Origin of the sequence: Gracilibacillus salitolerans (genome assembly GCF_009650095.1) — a bacterium.
Classification (GTDB): domain Bacteria; phylum Bacillota; class Bacilli; order Bacillales; family Amphibacillaceae; genus Gracilibacillus; species Gracilibacillus salitolerans.
Genome location: NZ_CP045915.1, coordinates 1243927 through 1263799, shown reverse-complemented (window position 1 = coordinate 1263799; position 19873 = coordinate 1243927). Strand labels below are relative to the sequence as shown.

General features: G+C 36.5%; 15 protein-coding genes and 1 pseudogene. 1 reads left to right on the top strand and 15 read right to left on the bottom strand.

Annotation, left to right across the window (positions count from 1 at the left end; all coding sequences use genetic code 11):
• Positions 1 to 3: 3 nt before the first annotated feature.
• The 8 genes and pseudogenes from GI584_RS06060 to GI584_RS24380 all read right to left on the bottom strand — a co-directional run.
• Positions 4 to 846, bottom strand: coding sequence for a class II fructose-bisphosphate aldolase (locus tag GI584_RS06060; protein WP_153790618.1), 843 nt, complete (start codon positions 844 to 846; stop codon positions 4 to 6).
• Between the two features lie 13 nt (positions 847 to 859).
• A complete protein-coding gene (iolC, locus tag GI584_RS06055) occupies positions 860 to 1861 on the bottom strand; it encodes a 5-dehydro-2-deoxygluconokinase (RefSeq protein WP_153790617.1) in 1002 nt (333 codons plus the stop codon).
• Positions 1862 to 1901: 40 nt separating this feature from the next.
• Positions 1902 to 2699 carry a 5-deoxy-glucuronate isomerase gene (iolB, locus tag GI584_RS06050; protein ID WP_153790616.1) on the bottom strand — a complete coding sequence of 266 codons (798 nt, stop codon included), beginning with the start codon at positions 2697 to 2699 and terminating at the stop codon, positions 1902 to 1904.
• Positions 2700 to 2716: 17 nt separating this feature from the next.
• On the bottom strand, positions 2717 to 3724 hold the full coding sequence (gene iolG / locus GI584_RS06045) for an inositol 2-dehydrogenase (RefSeq protein WP_153790615.1): 1008 nt from the start codon (positions 3722 to 3724) through the stop codon (positions 2717 to 2719).
• Between the two features lie 221 nt (positions 3725 to 3945).
• Positions 3946 to 4272 carry a nucleoside triphosphate pyrophosphohydrolase gene (locus GI584_RS06040; protein ID WP_100361543.1) on the bottom strand — a complete coding sequence of 109 codons (327 nt, stop codon included), beginning with the start codon at positions 4270 to 4272 and terminating at the stop codon, positions 3946 to 3948.
• A gap of 216 nt (positions 4273 to 4488) precedes the next feature.
• Entirely contained in the window at positions 4489 to 4578 is a 90-nt protein-coding gene (locus GI584_RS06035; RefSeq protein WP_267902840.1) for a putative holin-like toxin, read from the bottom strand.
• A 492-nt stretch (positions 4579 to 5070) separates the two neighbouring features.
• The gene (locus GI584_RS06030) at positions 5071 to 6234 is read right to left on the bottom strand and encodes an FAD/NAD(P)-binding protein (protein ID WP_194842133.1); all 1164 of its coding nucleotides are present in this window, start codon (positions 6232 to 6234) and stop codon (positions 5071 to 5073) included.
• A 327-nt stretch (positions 6235 to 6561) separates the two neighbouring features.
• A pseudogene (locus GI584_RS24380) lies at positions 6562 to 6761 on the bottom strand (phosphorothioated DNA-binding restriction endonuclease); the annotation flags it as partial.
• A 199-nt stretch (positions 6762 to 6960) separates the two neighbouring features.
• Here GI584_RS24380 and GI584_RS06025 point away from each other — a divergent pair.
• Positions 6961 to 8061 carry a PRK06851 family protein gene (locus GI584_RS06025; protein WP_153790612.1) on the top strand — a complete coding sequence of 367 codons (1101 nt, stop codon included), beginning with the start codon at positions 6961 to 6963 and terminating at the stop codon, positions 8059 to 8061.
• Between the two features lie 332 nt (positions 8062 to 8393).
• Here GI584_RS06025 and GI584_RS06020 read toward each other — a convergent pair whose 3' ends face one another.
• The 7 genes from GI584_RS06020 to GI584_RS05990 form a co-directional block, all read right to left on the bottom strand.
• Complete coding sequence (locus tag GI584_RS06020) at positions 8394 to 8585, bottom strand: YbxH family protein (RefSeq protein WP_153790611.1); 192 nt, start codon at positions 8583 to 8585, stop codon at positions 8394 to 8396.
• Positions 8586 to 8662: 77 nt separating this feature from the next.
• Positions 8663 to 9616, bottom strand: coding sequence for a UV DNA damage repair endonuclease UvsE (gene uvsE / locus GI584_RS06015; protein ID WP_153790610.1), 954 nt, complete (start codon positions 9614 to 9616; stop codon positions 8663 to 8665).
• A 384-nt stretch (positions 9617 to 10000) separates the two neighbouring features.
• The gene (locus GI584_RS06010; RefSeq protein WP_153790609.1) at positions 10001 to 10267 is read right to left on the bottom strand and encodes an alpha/beta-type small acid-soluble spore protein; all 267 of its coding nucleotides are present in this window, start codon (positions 10265 to 10267) and stop codon (positions 10001 to 10003) included.
• Between the two features lie 708 nt (positions 10268 to 10975).
• A complete protein-coding gene (thpD, locus tag GI584_RS06005; protein ID WP_153790608.1) occupies positions 10976 to 11908 on the bottom strand; it encodes an ectoine hydroxylase in 933 nt (310 codons plus the stop codon).
• Positions 11909 to 12364: 456 nt separating this feature from the next.
• Entirely contained in the window at positions 12365 to 13360 is a 996-nt protein-coding gene (locus tag GI584_RS06000) for an NADPH:quinone oxidoreductase family protein (RefSeq protein WP_153790607.1), read from the bottom strand.
• A 159-nt stretch (positions 13361 to 13519) separates the two neighbouring features.
• Positions 13520 to 17641 (bottom strand): carbohydrate-binding protein, encoded by a 4122-nt coding sequence (locus GI584_RS05995; RefSeq protein ID WP_228552352.1) that lies wholly within the window; start codon positions 17639 to 17641, stop codon positions 13520 to 13522.
• A gap of 77 nt (positions 17642 to 17718) precedes the next feature.
• The gene (locus GI584_RS05990) at positions 17719 to 19860 is read right to left on the bottom strand and encodes a family 43 glycosylhydrolase (protein WP_228552408.1); all 2142 of its coding nucleotides are present in this window, start codon (positions 19858 to 19860) and stop codon (positions 17719 to 17721) included.
• Between the last annotated feature and the right edge of the window lie 13 nt (positions 19861 to 19873).

Here is a 19873-nt window from a genome sequence, read left to right as displayed (position 1 = left end):
TTTCTAGCATAATTGGTTTGTCTGCAACAAATTGATTTTGTGGATGGCTTCCTGCTTTACTTCATGCATCGGTATTCTAAATAACTCCAACCTATCAAACACGTTCGGTTTCTCATGAATTTCCTTTCGTAGACTATTGCCAAAACGCATACGAATGGCTGTACCAATATTTACTTTACAAAAGTTCATTTCTGCAATTTGTTGTAAATCTTTATCTGGTAAACCTGTTGAGCCATGCATTACTAGTGGTACAGAAACGTACTTTTGAATACTCTCAATTAAGTGATATTCAATGGTAGCTGATTGTGTCTCCATCCTATGCGTTGTACCAACAGCTACCGCTAACGCATCAACATTTGTTTCTTCAGCAAATGCTTTTGCCTCATGCGGATCGGTTAAAGAACCAGTACTTCCAGTCGTTGAATCACTATAACCAACAGATCCAATCTCACCTTCCACAGAAACACCGAAAGCATGGCCTAGTTTTACAACGTCTTTCGTATTTTTCGCATTCTCCTCAAAAGGTAAAGCAGAACCATCATACATAACGGAGCTATACCCTGCTGCTATCGCTTGTGCTACAGTCTCATAATCCTGTCCATGATCAAGATGCACAACTACTGGTACTCTTGCTTTCGTTGCCATTTGAACAAGCATCCCACCAATCACATCTATCGGCATGTAGTGAATGGCTACTTTATTAGTTGCTAAAATAACCGGTGATTGCATTTCTTCGGCTGCATCAATAACTGCTTTCGCATCTTCATAACCAAACACATTAAATGCAGGAATGGCACACTTATTAGTTAAGGCTTGCTGTAAAAAATCGTTTAAAGTGACTAGCATAATGCACCTACTTTCATTCCTTCTCACTTATCGAGGCCGACTTTAAAAATTGATTAATTTCTTCTACTGTCGGCATCGCATCTGAACAGCTGTGTTTCGAAATAACAATAGATGCGGAAGCGCTGCCAAATTGCATCCCCTGATCCAAATCCCAACCGTTCATTAAACCGTATATAAACGATGAAGCATAGGCATCTCCTGCTCCAAATGTTTTTAATACTTTCGTTTTGAATATCCCACTTCGCTCTGTCTGCCCTTCTTTAGTATAGGCAATAGATCCCTCAGAACCATGTTTAATCACGACGATTTCTGCTGAATAATCAAACCATTTATTTGCTGTTTTATGATCATCTTGGCTAAAATTCTCAAATTGCTCCATCATATCAAACTCTTCTCTAGTACCTATGATAACGTCGCATTTTTCGGCTACGAGATTATAATATACCGCCGTTTCCTTATCATTATTCCAGCTATATGCCCGGTAGTCTAAGTCAAAAAAGACGATCACTCCATGCTTTTTAGCGTAATCCAAAGCAAGAAAAACAGCTTCTCTAGATGGACTTGCAGCCAATGCGGTGCCTGATATTAATAAAGCTTTAGATTGTTGGATATAATCTTCCGATACATTCGTTGTATCTAGCTTTAAATCAGCAACATTATCTCGATACATTAAAATACTACAATTCTCTGGACTTTTAATTTCCGTAAATGCCAAACCTGTCACTGCCCCTGTATCATCGACGGAAACTCCATTCACATCTATATTGTTTTTCTGTAAATATTGCTGAATAAAACGCCCCATTTGATCATCCGAAACTTTGCCAATAAATCCGCTTCTCAACCCAAGTCTCGCTGCTCCGATTGCTATATTGGCTGGTGATCCACCTACATATTTTGTAAAAGAAGTTGTTTCTTCCATCGGACGATTAAATTGATCAGCATTTAAATCGATACAGAGTCTACCTATACCTACTAAATCCATGGAACGGTCCGACTTAAAATCTAAATTATACATATTTAGCCTCCTCTAAAATAAAGCGCTTAACTAAAAAGCATCAAAATAACCACTCATGATCCTTATCGTTATGAAACTTCCATGTTCTCACAGGTCCTGCCATTACATTTAAATAATAAGACTCATAACCGGGTACACAAGACACTGGATGATACCCTTCCGGAACAAGTACTACATCGCCATTCTCTACACTCATTGTTTCATTCAAGCTTCTTTCATCATTATAAACGCGTTGAAATACAAACCCTTGTTGCGGATTTACCTTATGATAATAGGTTTCTTCTAAATAAGATTCCTCTGGCAAATTATCCTGATCATGTTTATGTGGAGGATAACTTGACGTGTTACCATCAGGTGTGAATACTTCTACAACTAATAAACTGTCGGCTTCTTTTTGTTCAGGCAAAATATTGTGAATTTTTCTACTCATTTTACCTGAACCCCTGTCTTCTTGACCTACATCCTTCGGTTCTATTAACCTAGTTTGATAACTGGATTTCCCTGGAGCTAAACAAATAGCAATTTCCAAATTTGTTATTGCTTCGATTGCATATTGATTTTGATTAGGTACGTATACGGAAAAAGGTGGAATTTTCTCAAATACACTCATCCTTTGACCAATATCGAAGAAACTTCTGTCATTGGTTTGAATATTAGCCTTTCCACTTAAAATAACAATACAAACTTCATTATTATTTGTTTTTTTGCTAAGCTTCTCCCCTTTGCCAAGCTGATACACTTCAAAACCTACGTATTTCCAGCCTGCTGATTCGGGATCGACCTTAATTACATTCCCCTCAATATCTCTCTGATGTGGTTTTTGTAACAATGACGACATGGATGAATTCCTCCTTTTTAAATTTCATTTAGTGAAACAGAACGCTTCTCTTTCCATGCTTTTTTTGTTGCAATTGCTAGTTTTTGGGCTTGAAGTCCGTCTTCACCAGTACATGTCAGCGGTTCATGATTGATAATTGCTTGTGCAAACTCTTGAATCTCCTTTTGAAAAGCAGCTTTGTACCTATCTAGAAAAAAATACTTAGGATGATCAAGTGTAACGGATTCTTTTGTTGCTATCTGGATATTTGAAGTCCTTTCATTTTCAGCCATAACCAATCCCTTTTCCCCGAAAACTTCGATTCGTTGGTCATATCCATATACCGCTTGCCTGCTGTTATCAATAGTTGCTAATGTGCCGTCTTCAAAAGTTAATGTAATTATTGCCGTATCTACATCATCATATTTTTCAAAACATGGATCGACTAGATTAGCAGTAGCTACGGATACCATCTTCACTTCACTTGATGATAAATATCTAATCATATCAAAATCATGGATAGTCATATCAAAGAACATACCACCTGATGACTTGATATACTCTTCATTTGGTGGTTCAGGATCACGTGATGTAATTTTAATGATATGTGTTTTTCCAATTTTTCCATCTTGTATTGTTTGATATATTTTTCTAAAATGCGTATCAAACCTTCTGTTAAAACCAATTTGCAATTTCACTCCTGCTTCTTCTACTATTCTAAGAGCAGCTTTTGTTTCTTCCAAACTGAAACTGATTGGTTTCTCACAAAATATGTGTTTTCCTGCCAGTGCACACTTTTCAATATAATAACAATGCGTGTCAGTGGAGGAACAAATAAAGATTGCATCAATTTCTTCGTCTTCTATTAGAATAGAAGGATCTTTTGTAATGATCGAAACATTCTTTTCAATAAACGTTCCTTTTAAATGACCAGTATTAATATCACAAATTCCTTTTAACTCTATGGAAGGCGTACTTAAAATATGTTCAGCATGTAACTGTCCGATCCTTCCTGCTCCTATAATTCCAATTGTCATATCTGCCATAACGTGTACTCCTTTTTAGAAAATAAACGACAACTCACATGAAGAAAACGCTTAACTTTTAATGATTACCTTTTAAAAAATTGTCATAAAATGTCCTATACTTCTCTTTAGAGAAAGCGCTTAACTAATACCATCATAATATTATATTATTTTATAGTCAATATTTATTTCCATCTAACTTATAAATTTTGCTAAATCTAAATAACCCACAGTGCGGATTATTACTTATCTTCTACTTCAAGCAAATAACACTTTTGATAAAATCCACCTCTATCTATAAACTTCCTTTGTCTTACAGCTAATAATTCCTCTTTCGTTCTTCCATGTATTTCTGTCATAGCGAAGATCACTTCCAATAAATCAGCTAACTCCTCAACAGCTTCCTCATTATTCACTGCCTGTTGATACTCCGTCCACTCTTCTTGAAATTTTTCCTGTATTGCTGTATGGAATTGGTCTTTATCTAAATGTTTCAAACGATATGCTAAGTTATTCTTCTCTAAAATTTCTGGTATTTTATCACGTACTAGCTTATTGTAAGTTGGCATCGTAACATCCTTTATTTAAAAAATTTTTGATATAAATCTATATGAAACTCTTTTACACAACACAATTCACAAATTCTCACAGATTATGTTACAATAAAAACGAGCAATGCATATACTAAATAACCCGTAGCGATCACTACGGGTTATAGATAAGCGGTTCCCCCAGAGGGATGTTGATAGACCTCTCCTAGTTACTTGTTGGGCAAATAGGGAGGTCTATTTTCTATTGATCAAAGAAACGATCAATGCGAGCAGTGCAATCAAGAAGGTACCGAATCGAAACAGTACCATAAAACTCTCATACATACTCGCAAGACTACCCCCTTTCATCAAGGGAATAGCCGACCTTACCCTAAAAGAACATTATCCTTATTCAGTATAGCACATTACATAAGAACATACATTCTTTATGGGTAAATATAAATGTTATATAACGTCGAAAGAATAAAGGTTTTACACAATTAAACAGACCTACAATACTCTCCTATAGTCACATACTTGCAAAAAACGATCTATATCTAGCCTAACCCATTTATCCGTGCTAGAGAATTAATTTACATTCATTTACGCTGGAGGTTTACAATGAAGAAGAAAGTAAAAACAGAAAAAACAGGAATTTTATCATCCTGTCTTTTTTGTTTCAAGTTTAGTATTTGGTATCATTAATGTTGGTATTAGCTTGATTTAAACACCCATTAAAGTTTAATAGTGTTACATAAAATTCTTCGCCCTATTACACAAGGGCACTGCTAGTTCTGTTGCTCTTCACTTTATCGTTTTGATTTTCCAATCTCACATTTAAGCTAACCCCGCTAATTTAACGGCCGCCTTCCTAGCCCCAGAAATATTATGTGCAACTGGGCCAACCTCCAATTCTGCCAATGCACCAGAAACATACAAGCCTTTTTTCCATTCTAATTGCTTATTTACTATCGGAAATCCACACGAAGCACATGGTAAATTTTCATTTACAATCAATTTATCCATTAATTGTTTTTCCGGAATCCTAGCTTGCGAACCTGTAGCTAACCAAATACAAGAGAACTTTCGTGAGTCATATTTTGCAAAAGATAAACGAATTTCACCGTCATAATAAGAAGCAGTTTTGACTTCATCATCAATAACCTCTAATCGATGATCAGCTTGGCATTTCTTTAATTTTAAAAACATATTTCGTGGAATTGATCCCCGGAGTCGAGCCTTATTAATAATGGATCGACGTTTAGTAAAATTTGATACTTTGTTGTATTTGGCTAAACGCTTAGGTCCTAACCAACCCGGATCACTGTCAAAATCATGAATTCTAAAAGGATGTCGCTTTACTAATGTGACTTTTCCATTTGTTATGGCACATAATTTTGTTGCTAAATGTGCTGCTGAGATTCCACCACCTATAATACAAACATCGCCAACTTCTTGCTTTACTTCTGCCTCTTCCTCAAAAATATGTTTTACCTTGTCAGGTTCTTTTTCTCTCAGTGGGAGAGCCCAGTCAGGGAATGCAGGCTGTTCATTTACACCCAATGCTAATACCACATAATTCGTTTCAAAGAAGTTATGTTGATTTGTATATATACGCCAATTGCCATTAAACGAGCGAATATCATGCACTTCTGCTTGATACCACATATTCTGGATAGATATTGAATCTAATAATTCATAACAGTGGTCATTAAAGAAATCTAATCGTGGTCTTTTATATCTTCCAAGAAAGGAGTTTATCCCTCCCATATCTTTAGCATAATTCTGCAAACTGAATGGGTCTTGATCAATATGGTGAACAGATGGAGAGCGAAGAAAATCCATTCCTATCTTACTTGTGATCATTGACCACTTGTGTAGAGGTTTTTCATAACGATCAACAATTAATAGTTCATTGGGTTCTACCTTCCCACTTTTTAATAAATGAACCGCAATTGTGCATCCATGAATCCCACCACCAATAATAATCCATTTATACACCAGTTTTTCATCCCCTTCTTGCCTTTACTTCCTGTACTCCCACCGTTGAATAACAATAATGGTAGACAAAAAATACAGACAATTCATAATGATTACGTTTTGTGGATATTATAACTCTCCTGCCTTTCTTTGTAAATAGTAATCATTACGTTTTACCCGAGGTAAATGATGATTATTTAAAAAGAAACTGTGTAATTTGAAAAGGTACCTCCTCCCGAAAGATAAAGTGAAAAATCTAACTTTTTGGGAGGAGGTACCTTCTTACTACTCAATTTATTTTTATTAAATAACAACATGGATAATTGGAATTCTAACAATCACTATAATTAATCTAACAAAAAGTTGATCAGGGTTATAAGAGTTTTCGCTTCGGACCATATTCTATCAGTAATTCGACTAAATTTTCATATATAAAGCGTTTCCAAAACATAACTGCCATTGACCTAATACATATAAACTAAGCAATGATTTATGGGTGCACGTTGATCCCCTTTTTTCCAAACAGACAAATTTAAAAACACTGTAATAACTAAGACTTGTTCATAATAAGCCCGTGCCTTTATCAGAATAGATTTCTAATCTTCTACTTCGCGCAAATAATACTTTTATAATTATTAGCTCACCTAACTTCTGTACTAGTTCACTTCTCTCACCTTCGATAGTGTCAAATAGTCTCACGATTGCATAGGCTAATGTGTAAGTATTTTATACAAAGGGGTGGTGATTTTGTCAAGAAAAGTGATTAACTACTATGCTGGTGGAAACACAGCAAAGGGATTCTACAACCTGTTCGAATCGAATATGCAAGAGTTAGAGCATATACTTTTATTAAAAGGTGGTCCTGGTACAGGAAAATCCACGATGTTGAAAAAGCTGGCAGATTCCTGGGTACAGCAGGGTTATCGTATCGAGCGGATTCATTGTTCATCAGACAATGATTCATTAGACGGGCTTATTATTCCAGCACTTCAATTTGGAATTTTTGATGCAACTGCTCCACATATTTTAGAGCCAAAAACCCCTGGGGCAATTGAAAAATATGTCAACCTTGGAGTTGCTTGGGATAAAACCAAGCTAAAAGAAAGTCAAGATGAGATCAATGAGTTGCAGACCAAAATAAGTGAGGCATTTCATTCGGCGTATGACTGTTTTGCAGAAGGGCTTCACATACACGATTACTTAGAGGATATATACATTAATGAAATGGATCTTAACAAAGCAAATCAAGTTACTGAAGAACTAATTCAAAAGATTTTGCTCAATAAAACAAGTACTCACGGAAATGCTGTCGTCCGACATCGCTTTTTCGGTGCATCTACCCCAAAGGGTGTCGTTGATTTTATTCCGTCTATTACCGAGGAGTTGACGAAGCGTTACTTTATTAAAGGGCGTGCTGGTACTGGTAAATCAACACTACTAAAAAAAGTTGCCGCTGCTGCTGAAGAAAGTGGCTTTGATGTTGAAATGTATCACTGTGGATTTGACCCGGAAAGTATAGATATGGTTGTCATCCGCGAACTAGGCGTCTGTATATTTGATAGTACCGATCCACATGAATATTTCCCTAAGCGTCAAGGGGATGAAATTGTCGACTTATACAAGCAAACGATCACACCTGGTACGGATGAAAAGTATAAATCAGACATTACCTATTATACGAAAAGCTATAAGCAAAAAATGAAAGATGGCATCACTTATTTGCAGGAAGCCAAATTATTACATGATAAATTAGAAAAAATATATATCGATGCCGTTGATTTTGCGGTAATTGATGAAATTTATTCAACTATTTATAAAGAGATTGCAGAATTGGCAGGACATAGTTAATAATCCTATCCAATGAAAACAAATCACATTCCATCTTTTGTGATTTTCAATTTGGAAATGATTCACCTTCGTTTACTCAATTCCAATCGGTGGACCCATAAGATAAGTCGAAAGAATTTGAAGCACTCCACCTCGATCGATAATAGCTTTAGCACATCAAAAATTATGTGTAGTCTGCTCATTTCAAGAGACAAGCATTTGATCCTTTAGGAAAGAAATCATCATAAAATTTTTATTAGGGACACCTAAATCACTGAGGTAGTCCCTAATTCACTTCATTACTTTAACATTTTCCTCATTGACTTTCTTGTTAAGCCAGATAAACTCTTCTCCTATATATTGTGTTGCTGGCAATAGGTTTCAACGATTTCTTCTATTTGGCTAGCTTCAGGATATTTTCCAGAAAAGATGAATTTCAGTTCTTCTCTAAAATCACCTTGTTCATAAACATGGATAGCACCATTTTGATTAATCACACTATATTCTGGTTCAAACCTATATCCGTTTCGTTCAATTGCTCCCACTACTCTCACCCTTTTTTCTTTAATAATGGCACTTAATGTAATTATTATTCCTTTTACCTTTCTAGGAACGACTAATTCTATACCTCTATCGCTCCTCCATTTATTCGCTTAAAACCACGCCATTTACCTAACTCTTCTACGAGCTTTAATGCTGCCCTATCCTTCGCTTTCGCCTCAATCATGATATCCACTGATTTTCCATATGCCTTTAAGGCTTTTATAAAGTCTTTCGCAAAATCAATATCCACATAATCAGCATGTGCTCGTATCAATTTTTTCGATTTAGGAGAGGATAAGTGAAATTTAGGAGGATTACCTGTTCCTTCCCAAGTAGCAAAAATTCTCGGGAGTAACTCCTCCCATGCTCCCTCTCCGGGGTTTGCCCAATGGTGATGATAATCAAAAACAAAAGGGACACCGTTTTTCTCACAAACTTGTAACGTTTCTTCTGCAGTATATGTCTTATCATCGTTTTCTAGAGTCGTTTGCATGCGAATATCCTTATCAAGCTTCACAAAATTTTTGTTAAATCGATCAATCGCCTCTTCTTTGTTACCATAAGCACCACCGACATGGATGTTCATCGTTGCTTGTCTTTCTATTCCCATCGCTTTCAACATGTCATAATGATAAGTCATAGCAACAATTGCATTTTCTGTAACATGGTTCTGCGGACTAGTGAACAAGGTGAATTGATTCGGATGGAAGCTGACGCGTAGCTTATGTTTTTGTACTAGTACTCCAATCTCTTTAAAGAGTGAAGTAAAAGGAGTTATAAAATCCCATCTTACCTCTGGATGTGTAGCTAGTGGTACAAGTGAGGATGACATTCGATAGACGTCTATACCATGTGCAATGTTGTAATGAAGAATACGAATTGTGTTTCTTAAATTTTGTTTCGTAAGATAATAAAGTTTTTCTTTTCTATCCTCTTTATTTAACTTCTTCCAATTCGTAAACGTTAACGTTCGAGAAGGAGACGCTTCCCAAAGCGAAAGCGCCATTGAGACGTAACCGAACCTAAGTATCATCGTATCACACCAACTTATGATTAAAGATGGATTTAGTGTGAGGCAAAGAGACGATTCTCATTCATTATAATGACATTGATAGGTGAGAACTCTCCCTAATTAGTTTTTTATAAAGAAAACTGTCGCCACAGCAGAGCCTTAGACTTATTCTTCAGTCCTTAATCGACTTTCTTCCTGTTGCTAGGTTATCCTTTCTTAACATATTAATATTACTATTACACTTAAGGTATAAATAACATGCTTTTATTAAGCTTCCTCTTCTGCAATTTATTAAAAAGGCTAAAAGCTGATACCTTCTAACGTTGATTTAGACTATGCATATGTAAGTTAAGGGCCAGTTTGGCACAACTAATCCTAAAACTGACCCTTTCATTACTTCGTTATTTATTTTGAATCGTTACGATTTTGATGAAGCTGTTGTTGCCCCATCTTGACTAATTCCTGGACCATATTACCGCCTATATGCCCACCTATTTTTCCGGCATCTTTAGCTTTAATATTCCCATTATACCCTTTGTTAAGTGATACTTGTTGTTCTGCTGCTACTTCGTATTTTGCCTTTTGAGGATCATTTGTATTAGCAATTTTTGCTTTTAATTGATCCAATCCCTCTCGAGCTTCTGGAACAAGTATTTTATTCTTATTTACCATTTTATTTATATCCTTTCCTTGGAATATCTTCACCATCATGGCTCGTTTTCACTATCTTTCATTGGTTTTCGGTTACTTATTGTCTCTTTACATATCTCCCTTTATTATTATGTTTTACATTCAACTAGAATTTATGAGCATTAATTGGCTACATTAAACTAGAGAAGAAAAATCAAAGCGAATGAACGACTTGATGAAAGGGAACATCGATTCCAATTAATTGATAAGCGATTTAATCATATCGACAATTACTTGAATATTTCGCTGATTAGTATAATCAATTGAATGAACAGTTCGATCAATTAGAACAAAAAAACAATGCTATCCGAGAGGAAATTGCACAATTAAGTGAATATCACGCCGAAACATCTTTTTCAGTATAGGCATTACGTACAGCTACTATTTATATGTATCCGAAAATTGAAATACCCATTAATATGTAAAGATCGGCAACTGTACTTTGTCTATTTTAAAAACGGATATTGCCAAACAACTAACCAATCCACGGCGGGTTTTCTATGGACTCCAAAAAGACTAACTACTAGTATTTTTTTCAAAGAAGACCATGATAAAGTATTTTTCCTCTTACGATGAAGATGAGATTGACTCTCCCGGACAAGCAGATAATAGAACACTTTTCGAATAATAAAAGATTTCTATAATAAATTAAAGCCCCACTAAACAACTCTTTTTAGCGGGGCTCTTAATTTATTGATGTAAATACACTTTTCTCCTATTAAGATTAAAATGTTTCGGTTCGATCGGTTTAATATTTGTACGATTTGCAACAAACTCTGGTCTTGCAGAAACATCCGCGAATGGTTCCACCAATTTATTTTCAATACTGTTAAAGACAAAAAATACATTACTACGTGGCAGTGGCGAAATATTACTATTAGAACCATGCATGGTATTAGATTCAAAGAATAATACTGACCCAGCCGGTCCTGTAGCGCTGTCTATTCTTCCGCCTTTTTCTAATAACCAGTTAATACTATCATGATCTGGTACACCGATATTTTGCATTTTCAAGGACTGTTCAAAATGATTTTCAGGTGTTTCCCCAACACACTGTACAAAGTAACGATGGGAACCAGGAATTAATAATAGTGGACCGTTGTAAGAATAGTTGTCCGTTAAAATAATACTGCAACTAACAGCACGCATATTAGGCATTCCATCTTCCATATGCCAGGTTTCAAAATCAGAATGCCAATAAAAGCCTTTTCCTTTAAAGCCAGGTTTAAAATTAATCCGTGATTGGTTTATGTAAACCTGACTTCCTAGCAAATGTTGTGCAATCTCAACAATACGTTCATAGGACGATAAATTGTGGAAAAATTCATCGTTGTTATGCACATCAAATACTGAACGTATTTCGTCGCCACCAGTTTCTCTAACGACGTAAGGTTCATCAGAAGACTGATTGTCATTCATATTACGTTTTAACTCTTGCTGTAATACCTTTACCTCTTCCTTAGAAAAAAAGTTCTGTTTAAATAGATAACCATTTTTCTCGTAAAAATCTAATTCCTTTTGTTGTAAAGGACCATCCTCTGCTGTTGAGTTGTGAATTATTGGATCTTTTCTTTCCAAAATAGAAGGCATGCCTTTGATTCTAGAAGAATATAAATCTTTCATAATTCTTTCACTCCTTGTCAGGTATTAGTTTTTTACGTTTACAGTCTACCCTTTGTAACAATCAATAAACAATTTTTTTAACAACCTTTGTAAAAGAATGTGTAAAACTGTAATCCTACACATCTCAAAAACGCACTTCTGACAGTATCTTGCCCGATTTCCGAATCCTTTTTATTCTGTATACCAAGGTGGTGTAACTACACCTAAAATACATTTATTTTCATTCATTATTCCCCGCGCTCCTTTCTTACTAAAATTTAATCGATCCAGCATTTAGAAATATGGTTATGGTAATAAAAGTATCATTGATGAAGGATGTGTATTCATTCTTTGGCGCGGATCAAGCCAAACATCGAAAAGAAAACTTATGATGTGTTAGAAAAGTAAAAAAACAGTGGATAAAAGCATATCCAAAGCGATTCTGTGATATCCGACCCTGTTTATATCACTATTTATTTAAATAATTTTAACAATCATTCTTCCTCTTTGTTTCCCTTTTAATAATGCAGGAAGAAACTCAGAAAGCTGTTCTAAAGTAATTTCGCGTGAAACAAACTCCTCCAAATTAAAAGGTTTTATATCTGTCGCTAGACGTTGCCATGTTTTTACTCTTGTATCCATCGGACAATACACAGAGTCAATCCCAAGCAAATTAACACCTCTCAAGATAAATGGAAAAACAGTAGATGGCAGTTTTGTCCCAGCTGTTAACCCGCTAACCGCAACCGAACCCCCGTATTGAATTTGGCTTAGGACATAGGCAAGAGGTTCACCACCTACAGGATCAACGGCTGCGACCCATTTTTGTTTTCCTAATGCTCTGAGTTTCCCATCATATACTTCTTCACGAGAAATAATGGTATCCGCTCCGAGTCTACGCAAATAATTATGCTCTGATTCTTTACCTGTACTAGCTTCCACCTGATAACCGAGAGAAGCAAGAATGGATACAGCAAAACTACCCACTCCACCAGTCGCCCCTGTGACTAGCACCTTTCCTTTTTCAGGTGATAGATTATTTTCTTCTAAAAGTTGAACAGATAATGCTGCAGTAAAACCAGCAGTCCCAATAATCATTGCTTCTTTTAATGAAAGACCTTCTGGAAGTGGAACAATCCATTCGGATGGAATACGTGCATACTCACTGTATCCTCCATAATGGGAAACACCGATCTCATAGCTAGTCGCAATCACCTTGTCTCCCTCTTTAAACTGTGGATCATCAGATGAAACAACAACGCCTGCTAAATCAATACCAGGTACAAACGGATAATCTTTGACAATATTGCCATTAGGATTAGCAGCAAAGCTATCTTTATAGTTTATTCCAGAATAGTGAACACGAATTAATACCTCTCCTTCTGGTAAATCTTGAAAGGTTAATTCCTTCACACCAACTGAAAATTCTTCGTTTTCTTTATTTACAAGTAATGCTTTAAATCTCTCTGACATACGTGGTCCTCCCTTATAACCTTTTTATCTTAAAACTAGTGTAACAAATTAAGGAGCTGTCTTGTTTTCATTTGTCTGAATTGTCTCTACACCCCAAACATAATATAGCAAAAAAAGGGCTTATCCAAAACAGAATAAGCCCACACAATTGTAATAACATTATTTGTTTTCAACCATCTGCTGCACACTATCATAAATAATTTGATATGCAAAATCAGAAATTTTCCCGTTCTCTTTCTGCTTGTCTAAATGCTTAAGCATATCACCTAACTGCTTTGTCGCCTGTTCAACTTTCCCTTTCTCTTGATGCTGCTGTGCTTGCTTCAATTTATCTTGAAGTAACTCGTAGAAAGTATCATCAATGTCATCATCATCATGAAACTTTTCCAATAATTCTTTTGTTGAGTCAAAGTCAGGATATGGCCTAACAAGAAAATTATCATACTTTGTATCACTATAGAAACTACGGACTCCTACTTTTCCGTGGGTAAATGCTGTAGCACTATGATCGGTATAATCAATTTTTGGATGTTCCATATCACCAACATACACCTTAATGTTCGTTCCATTGACAGCAACCTTAACATGCTGCCATTCATCAATAGGTTCATCAAGGCTGACACCATCTAAATAGTTCCAATTATAATTAAGCTTTCCTAGATGTACGCCATCATTATTGATATAAGCTACATAGCCTTGCACCATATCAGGACTATTATGGTTAAGTTCTGTACCATGGCCTGGATTGTTTGCTCTAAACAAGATCCCGCCATCACCTTCACCATTCACAACCTGCATATCAGTTTCGACAATATAGTTGCTCCACGCACTGACACCAGTTACAGATTTACCAAAGGTACCTGCTCCTGAACGATAGACACCTTCTTGTTCCACTACTTCATACTCGTCACTATTGTGAAAAGTGAAACGATGAAAATCAAATTCACCACTTACTGTTTCTACTGTAATCGTATGTTGACCTTCTGGTAATGAAATATTTTCTTTTATAACACTTGTCCAGTTATCCATTCCACCAGTTTGCGGAATATCGATGATACCTGTGAGATCTATTTCATCATCTAACCATACTCTTACTTGGCTATCTTGTACATCACTAGTAACACTTAAATCTAATACGTATTCACCAGCTTCTGCGATATCTACCTTGTACTTATACCATTCTTCCGCTTGATTCCAACCGATATTAAACGTACCATCCGGGTGATTACGTATGTCCACCCCATCATATCGATAATACCCCCCAATATTTCCAGGTGTATTATCATGGTAGGCTACACCTTCTCCACCTGTCATATAATCGACAGCCATTACTTTTCCTGGTAATTCATAATGTTGATCAAATGTGTGGAAGATCATTTTGGAAAAGGACAGTTCACCAGAAACAACCTCTATTTTTAATGTGTGTTTTCCTTCAGGTAGTTCAAGGTCTTTTATAGGTACTTGCATCCACGTATCGGTTTCTGTAACAGGAATATCAACATTACCGGTTACATCTGTTTCATCATTTAACAGAATTCTTACTTGTGTATTTTCATTTGCATTATCAGCTATCAAATCAAGATCATATTGACCTGTTTCAGCCACGTTGACATTGTAATTTATCCATTCACCTTCTTCAAAACTGTCGATGGCAAATCCACCTTCAGGATCTTGTTTAATATCGACTCCGTCATCTCTAAATTCGCCACCGGCATTTGTTTCTGTCTTATCATGATAGGCAACTCCTTCGCCACCTAAATTATAATCAATTGCTTCGATCATTCCTGGTAAGGCTTTGTGTACATCGAACGATCTAAAGTTAAGGGTGGAAATATCAAATTCCCCCGTAACAATTTCTAATTTTAAGGTATGTTCACCTTCTGGAAGCTCTATGTCTTTGATCGTAAGTGTTTGCCAATTATTCCAACCTCCTGTATTCGGGACATCTACGACACCTGTAAGATCGATGTCATCATCTAACCATAGTCTCACTTCTGCATCGGTAAAAGTTGTAGCCAATTCAATTTCTAAATTGTATAATCCACTTTCTTGGATATCTGCATTATACTTTAACCATTCATCGGTTTGATTCCAGCCAACAACATAACCTCCACCCGGCTTTTCTCTAATATCGACTGAATCTGTTCTCAGTTCACCACCGATGTTTTCTGTCGTTCGATCATGATATCCTACTCCTTCACCACCAGGAAGATAATAAGCTGCTTCAATCGAACCTGGAATTGGTTTAGGGGCATCGAACGCGCTTGCTGAATCCATATTTGTATCGACTCTCCAAGAACCTTCATATCTATCCCAGCCAGTGTCTAAACCGTCATTAAAATCATCGAACAAAAGGGATACAGGCTGATGTTTGATCACATCAAAGCTGGCAAAATTTACTTCCCCTTCGATTACTTCTACCTTAATAGAATGTTTTCCTTGAGGTAGTGAGACTTTATCAATCGAAATGTTCTGCCACTGATCCTCTGTATTTGGAACGTCTACAACACCAGTTAAGTCCGTATCATCATCTAACGACAGCCTCACTTTTGAACCTTCTTCAGCTGTTGCCATTCTTATGTTAAAGTCGTAGGTAGCTTCTTCCTCGATATTGACGTTATAATTAAGCCATTCTTCTTGTTGTAGGGAATTCACACTTAAGCCACCTTCAGGATTAGGACCGATGTTAACGTGATCTTTTCGGTAAGTATCTGATACTTCATCTTTTGTGGAATGATATCCTTTTCCTTCCCCACCGGAATTATAATGAACAGCCTCGATGGTACCTGGTAAAGGCTTGTACACATCAAATATATTACTTCCATTCACTTGATTACTCGTTGCGATATAACCAAAGGAAGCATGAACGTCCATCGTCGTGTAGCCAATCTTTCCACCCACTAGATCTTTAATGTCCCTCGTTTGTTTATGCATGCCATCTACATAAATCTTGAATTCTGTATCTTCTTTTTCTACTCTTATTTTGTGCAAAGCTGTATAATCAAAGTCTTCAGGTAGTGATGATGTTTCCCATTCTAGCTCTACACCATCCACACGAAAAAAGGTTTCCAGTCTATTGTTATCAGGGCTTAATACAGCAAGTCCATAATTATCCTCATCTTGATAGGAGAATACTGCACCAAAACGTGGATTAGAGCTATCTCCTTTTTCTATCATGTTGGCATTGAATTCTGCTGTATAATTCGCCTCTGTCTTATGTGCAGTTACTTGTCGATACCATGAATCGTCATCGATTGTAGCTTGTTCCATTGCGTATAAGTCATCATTGTTTACAATCGACCAATCTCCACCATTAATTGTAGACCATTCTGAACCAACTTCCTCTCGTTTAAAACGATCATTAAAATCCGGTAATTGTGGATCAGACTGTTCAGATGTAGTTGGTCCGAGCACGACCATTTTACCGCCATTCCAGCCAATCCGGTCGATATTCATAAATCTTCCCGGCTTTGCATGACTATGATAGACAATAAACTCTGAATCAAGATCCGGGCCACTTATTATTGAATTATGGCCTAATCCAACATTTGATCCTTCCGAGTTAATTAAGATCGGATTTTGAGAATCGCTTCCTTCAAAGTTATCGGTTGGTGAGTCACTTGTAGCATAGTCAATTCTATAGGCGTTACTCCAGACATGATTACCAGTATACGTCATATAATAATGTCCATGTCTTTTGAATACGGTCGCCCCTTCTGTCCAACCATTCATTTCCGCACCAGTGTTTATTTCCGGGCCAAATGTATAAGGGTCTTCCATTTCATGTGCACTGATATAATCCTGACCGGTACCATAAAAATACCACTGACCATCATCATCAATAAATACATGGCCATCAATACCCATGCCGAGGTTTTCAGTCTGCAACTCAAAAGGACCTAGGGGGCTTTCACTTTTATAGACGTAATGTCCATTTCCTCCAGGTGAAGTATACATATAAAATGCACCATTCCAATAGGTAACTTCTGGAGCATAGGCAGCTAATGTACTTGGCTCTTCTGTAACAAGGCCGGCATATTCCCAATTGACTAGATCTTCTGATGTCCACGCCTTCACACCGCTTTTATCGTCAACTGTACTTACATAAAGATAATACGTTCCATTGTGGTTTAAAATATAAGGATCGCCTTCACCATAAAAGACTCCGTCATCCCATTTCCAAGATTCAGGTAAATCATCAAATGGATTACTATAAGCAAACGACATACTTGGTATCGCCAAAATTCCAGCAAAGAAAAGAAATATTCGAAATAATTTCAAAGTAGTATTCTCCTTTTTTTATTTTATTTGATAGAACTGCCATCTAACCTAGTATCTTAGGTCAGATGGCTATTAAATTATTGTGTTAATTGCATATAATCTAAAGCTAATTCTCCCGTGTTTTGTGATAATGTAATCGTCTGTATTCCCGCTTCTAACTCTACTGGGATAGAGACATTATCCAACTTATCACCAGTTGGCGGAAACTCTATTTCACCCAATTCATTGTTGTTAATAATAACTTCCTGTGTACTGATATCATTGGTATCGTTGCTATAGGTTAGATGTAAGTTGTATGTTCCTGATTCTTCCACATTTATCCGATACTCCAAATTACTATCATTACTAGTAAAGTTCACTTTCTGCTTATTGGATACAGCAAACGTATTAATAATGGTTACGTTACTTAATTTTGCATGTTCTGCTTCATATCTAAATTCTGGATTTTTTGGAACTAGTTCAATAAAATCAATCTCTGCAAATAGATTTCCTTTTGTTAGTCTAATTTTATTTTCTTGGCTATCGAGACTAATATCTTTTTCAGCAAAATACCAGCTATCCCAGCCATAGCTATTATAAATAACTTCACCCATTGGATTATCGTTTACAGAGACATGATGGGAAGATGGTTCTCCCATACCATTTGCATATCTGACTTTCAATGTGTAATCTCCCGCTGGAAGATCCACATCAAATTCTATAAAACTATCAGCATAATCAATATAACCAACCTTTGCTCCATTGGAAGCCGATGTATTCTCTACTATGCTGGCACGATTAACCGTAGCATCTTCTGCTTCAAATTTATGACCTACTGGAAGTGCAGGCGTTAGCGTTCCTGCCTGTTCACCTGATGGAACCTCTAGTAATGTTCCAGTTGCGACAGGTTTGCCAAAGTTTGGTGTACCGTCATCATTCCAAGTGAATTTTTGCATTCTTACATTTCGATCCCAACCTGATCCCTGAAATTTTGCACCATGGTAAATGATCCAATCCTCCGTTCCATCTGGTGATTTAAAGAAACCATTATGTCCAGGACCATAGACACCAACTTCCGGATCTTTTTCAAATACAGGTTCCGAACTCTTCTCCCATGCGTCAGGGTCAAGTGGGTCTGATCCAGTAAATGTTAACATCCCTAATTTATAATCGTCGGTCCAACTTCCACTAGCAGAATAAATCAGGAATAGCTCGCCGTCATTATTTCTTAAAAATTGTGGACCTTCATTGATAAGTGGTTCCCCGATCTTTTCCCAATCATATTCTGGTCTTGATAATTCTACTCTTTCACCGCTTATCGTCCATGGATTCGCCATTGGCGCAATATAAATATCCTGACGCACATTGACATCACCTTCCCAACCAGACCAAGCAAAGTAGTACTCGCCATCCATTTCCAAAATCGTTCCATCAATTGCCCATTTATCAGAAGGTGTCGTTATCTTTCCATAGATAGTCCCTTCTGGGTAAGAATAGTCACTAAATGGATCAGATGTTTCTGATTCTAGTACATGCATGCGTTGTTTTTCCATGTCACCACCTGAGGCGGCAAAGTAGATATACCATTTGTCATCAATAAAGTGGATTTCTGGTGCCCATATATGTGCACTATTAGGGGCTCCTTGTTCTGGCGTCCAAACAACTTTACTCTCTGCATTTTGTAACCCTGAAATTGTTTTGGATTTCCAAATGGTTATATTGTTCCCGGTCGTATTTGTATAGTAATAATAGCCATCTGTATGTCTTACAATCCACGGGTCTGCCCCATTACCTATCACAGGATTTTCAAATAGTTGTGCTGGTTCTTCCTCGTAGTAAAATGTTATGTGACCGATGTCTGCTTGTTGTTCACCGTTATTTTTTGGAGCGTTTAACTCATAATCCATTGTATCCTCCTGATTATAACTATAGAGATTTCCTGCATTACCACCTTTAACAAATACATACTTTATGCCAATATCAGACTGCCAATCAAATGTTTTACTGTCATGAAAGTCAATATGAATCGTTCCATCATGATACGAGCCACTTTCAAGCGAACTATCATCCAATTCCAACTTAAATTGCTTTAGTTCCTTTAATTCATCTGGTAATTGTTCATTTCCGGGTTTGTCATTCCCATCTATTTGGATAGGATCTGATGATGCTAGAATACTAGAATCTTTACTTAAAACATTTAGAGATAGCACTAAGACAGTAATAAACAGTAAACCAACCATTTTTTTCAATAAA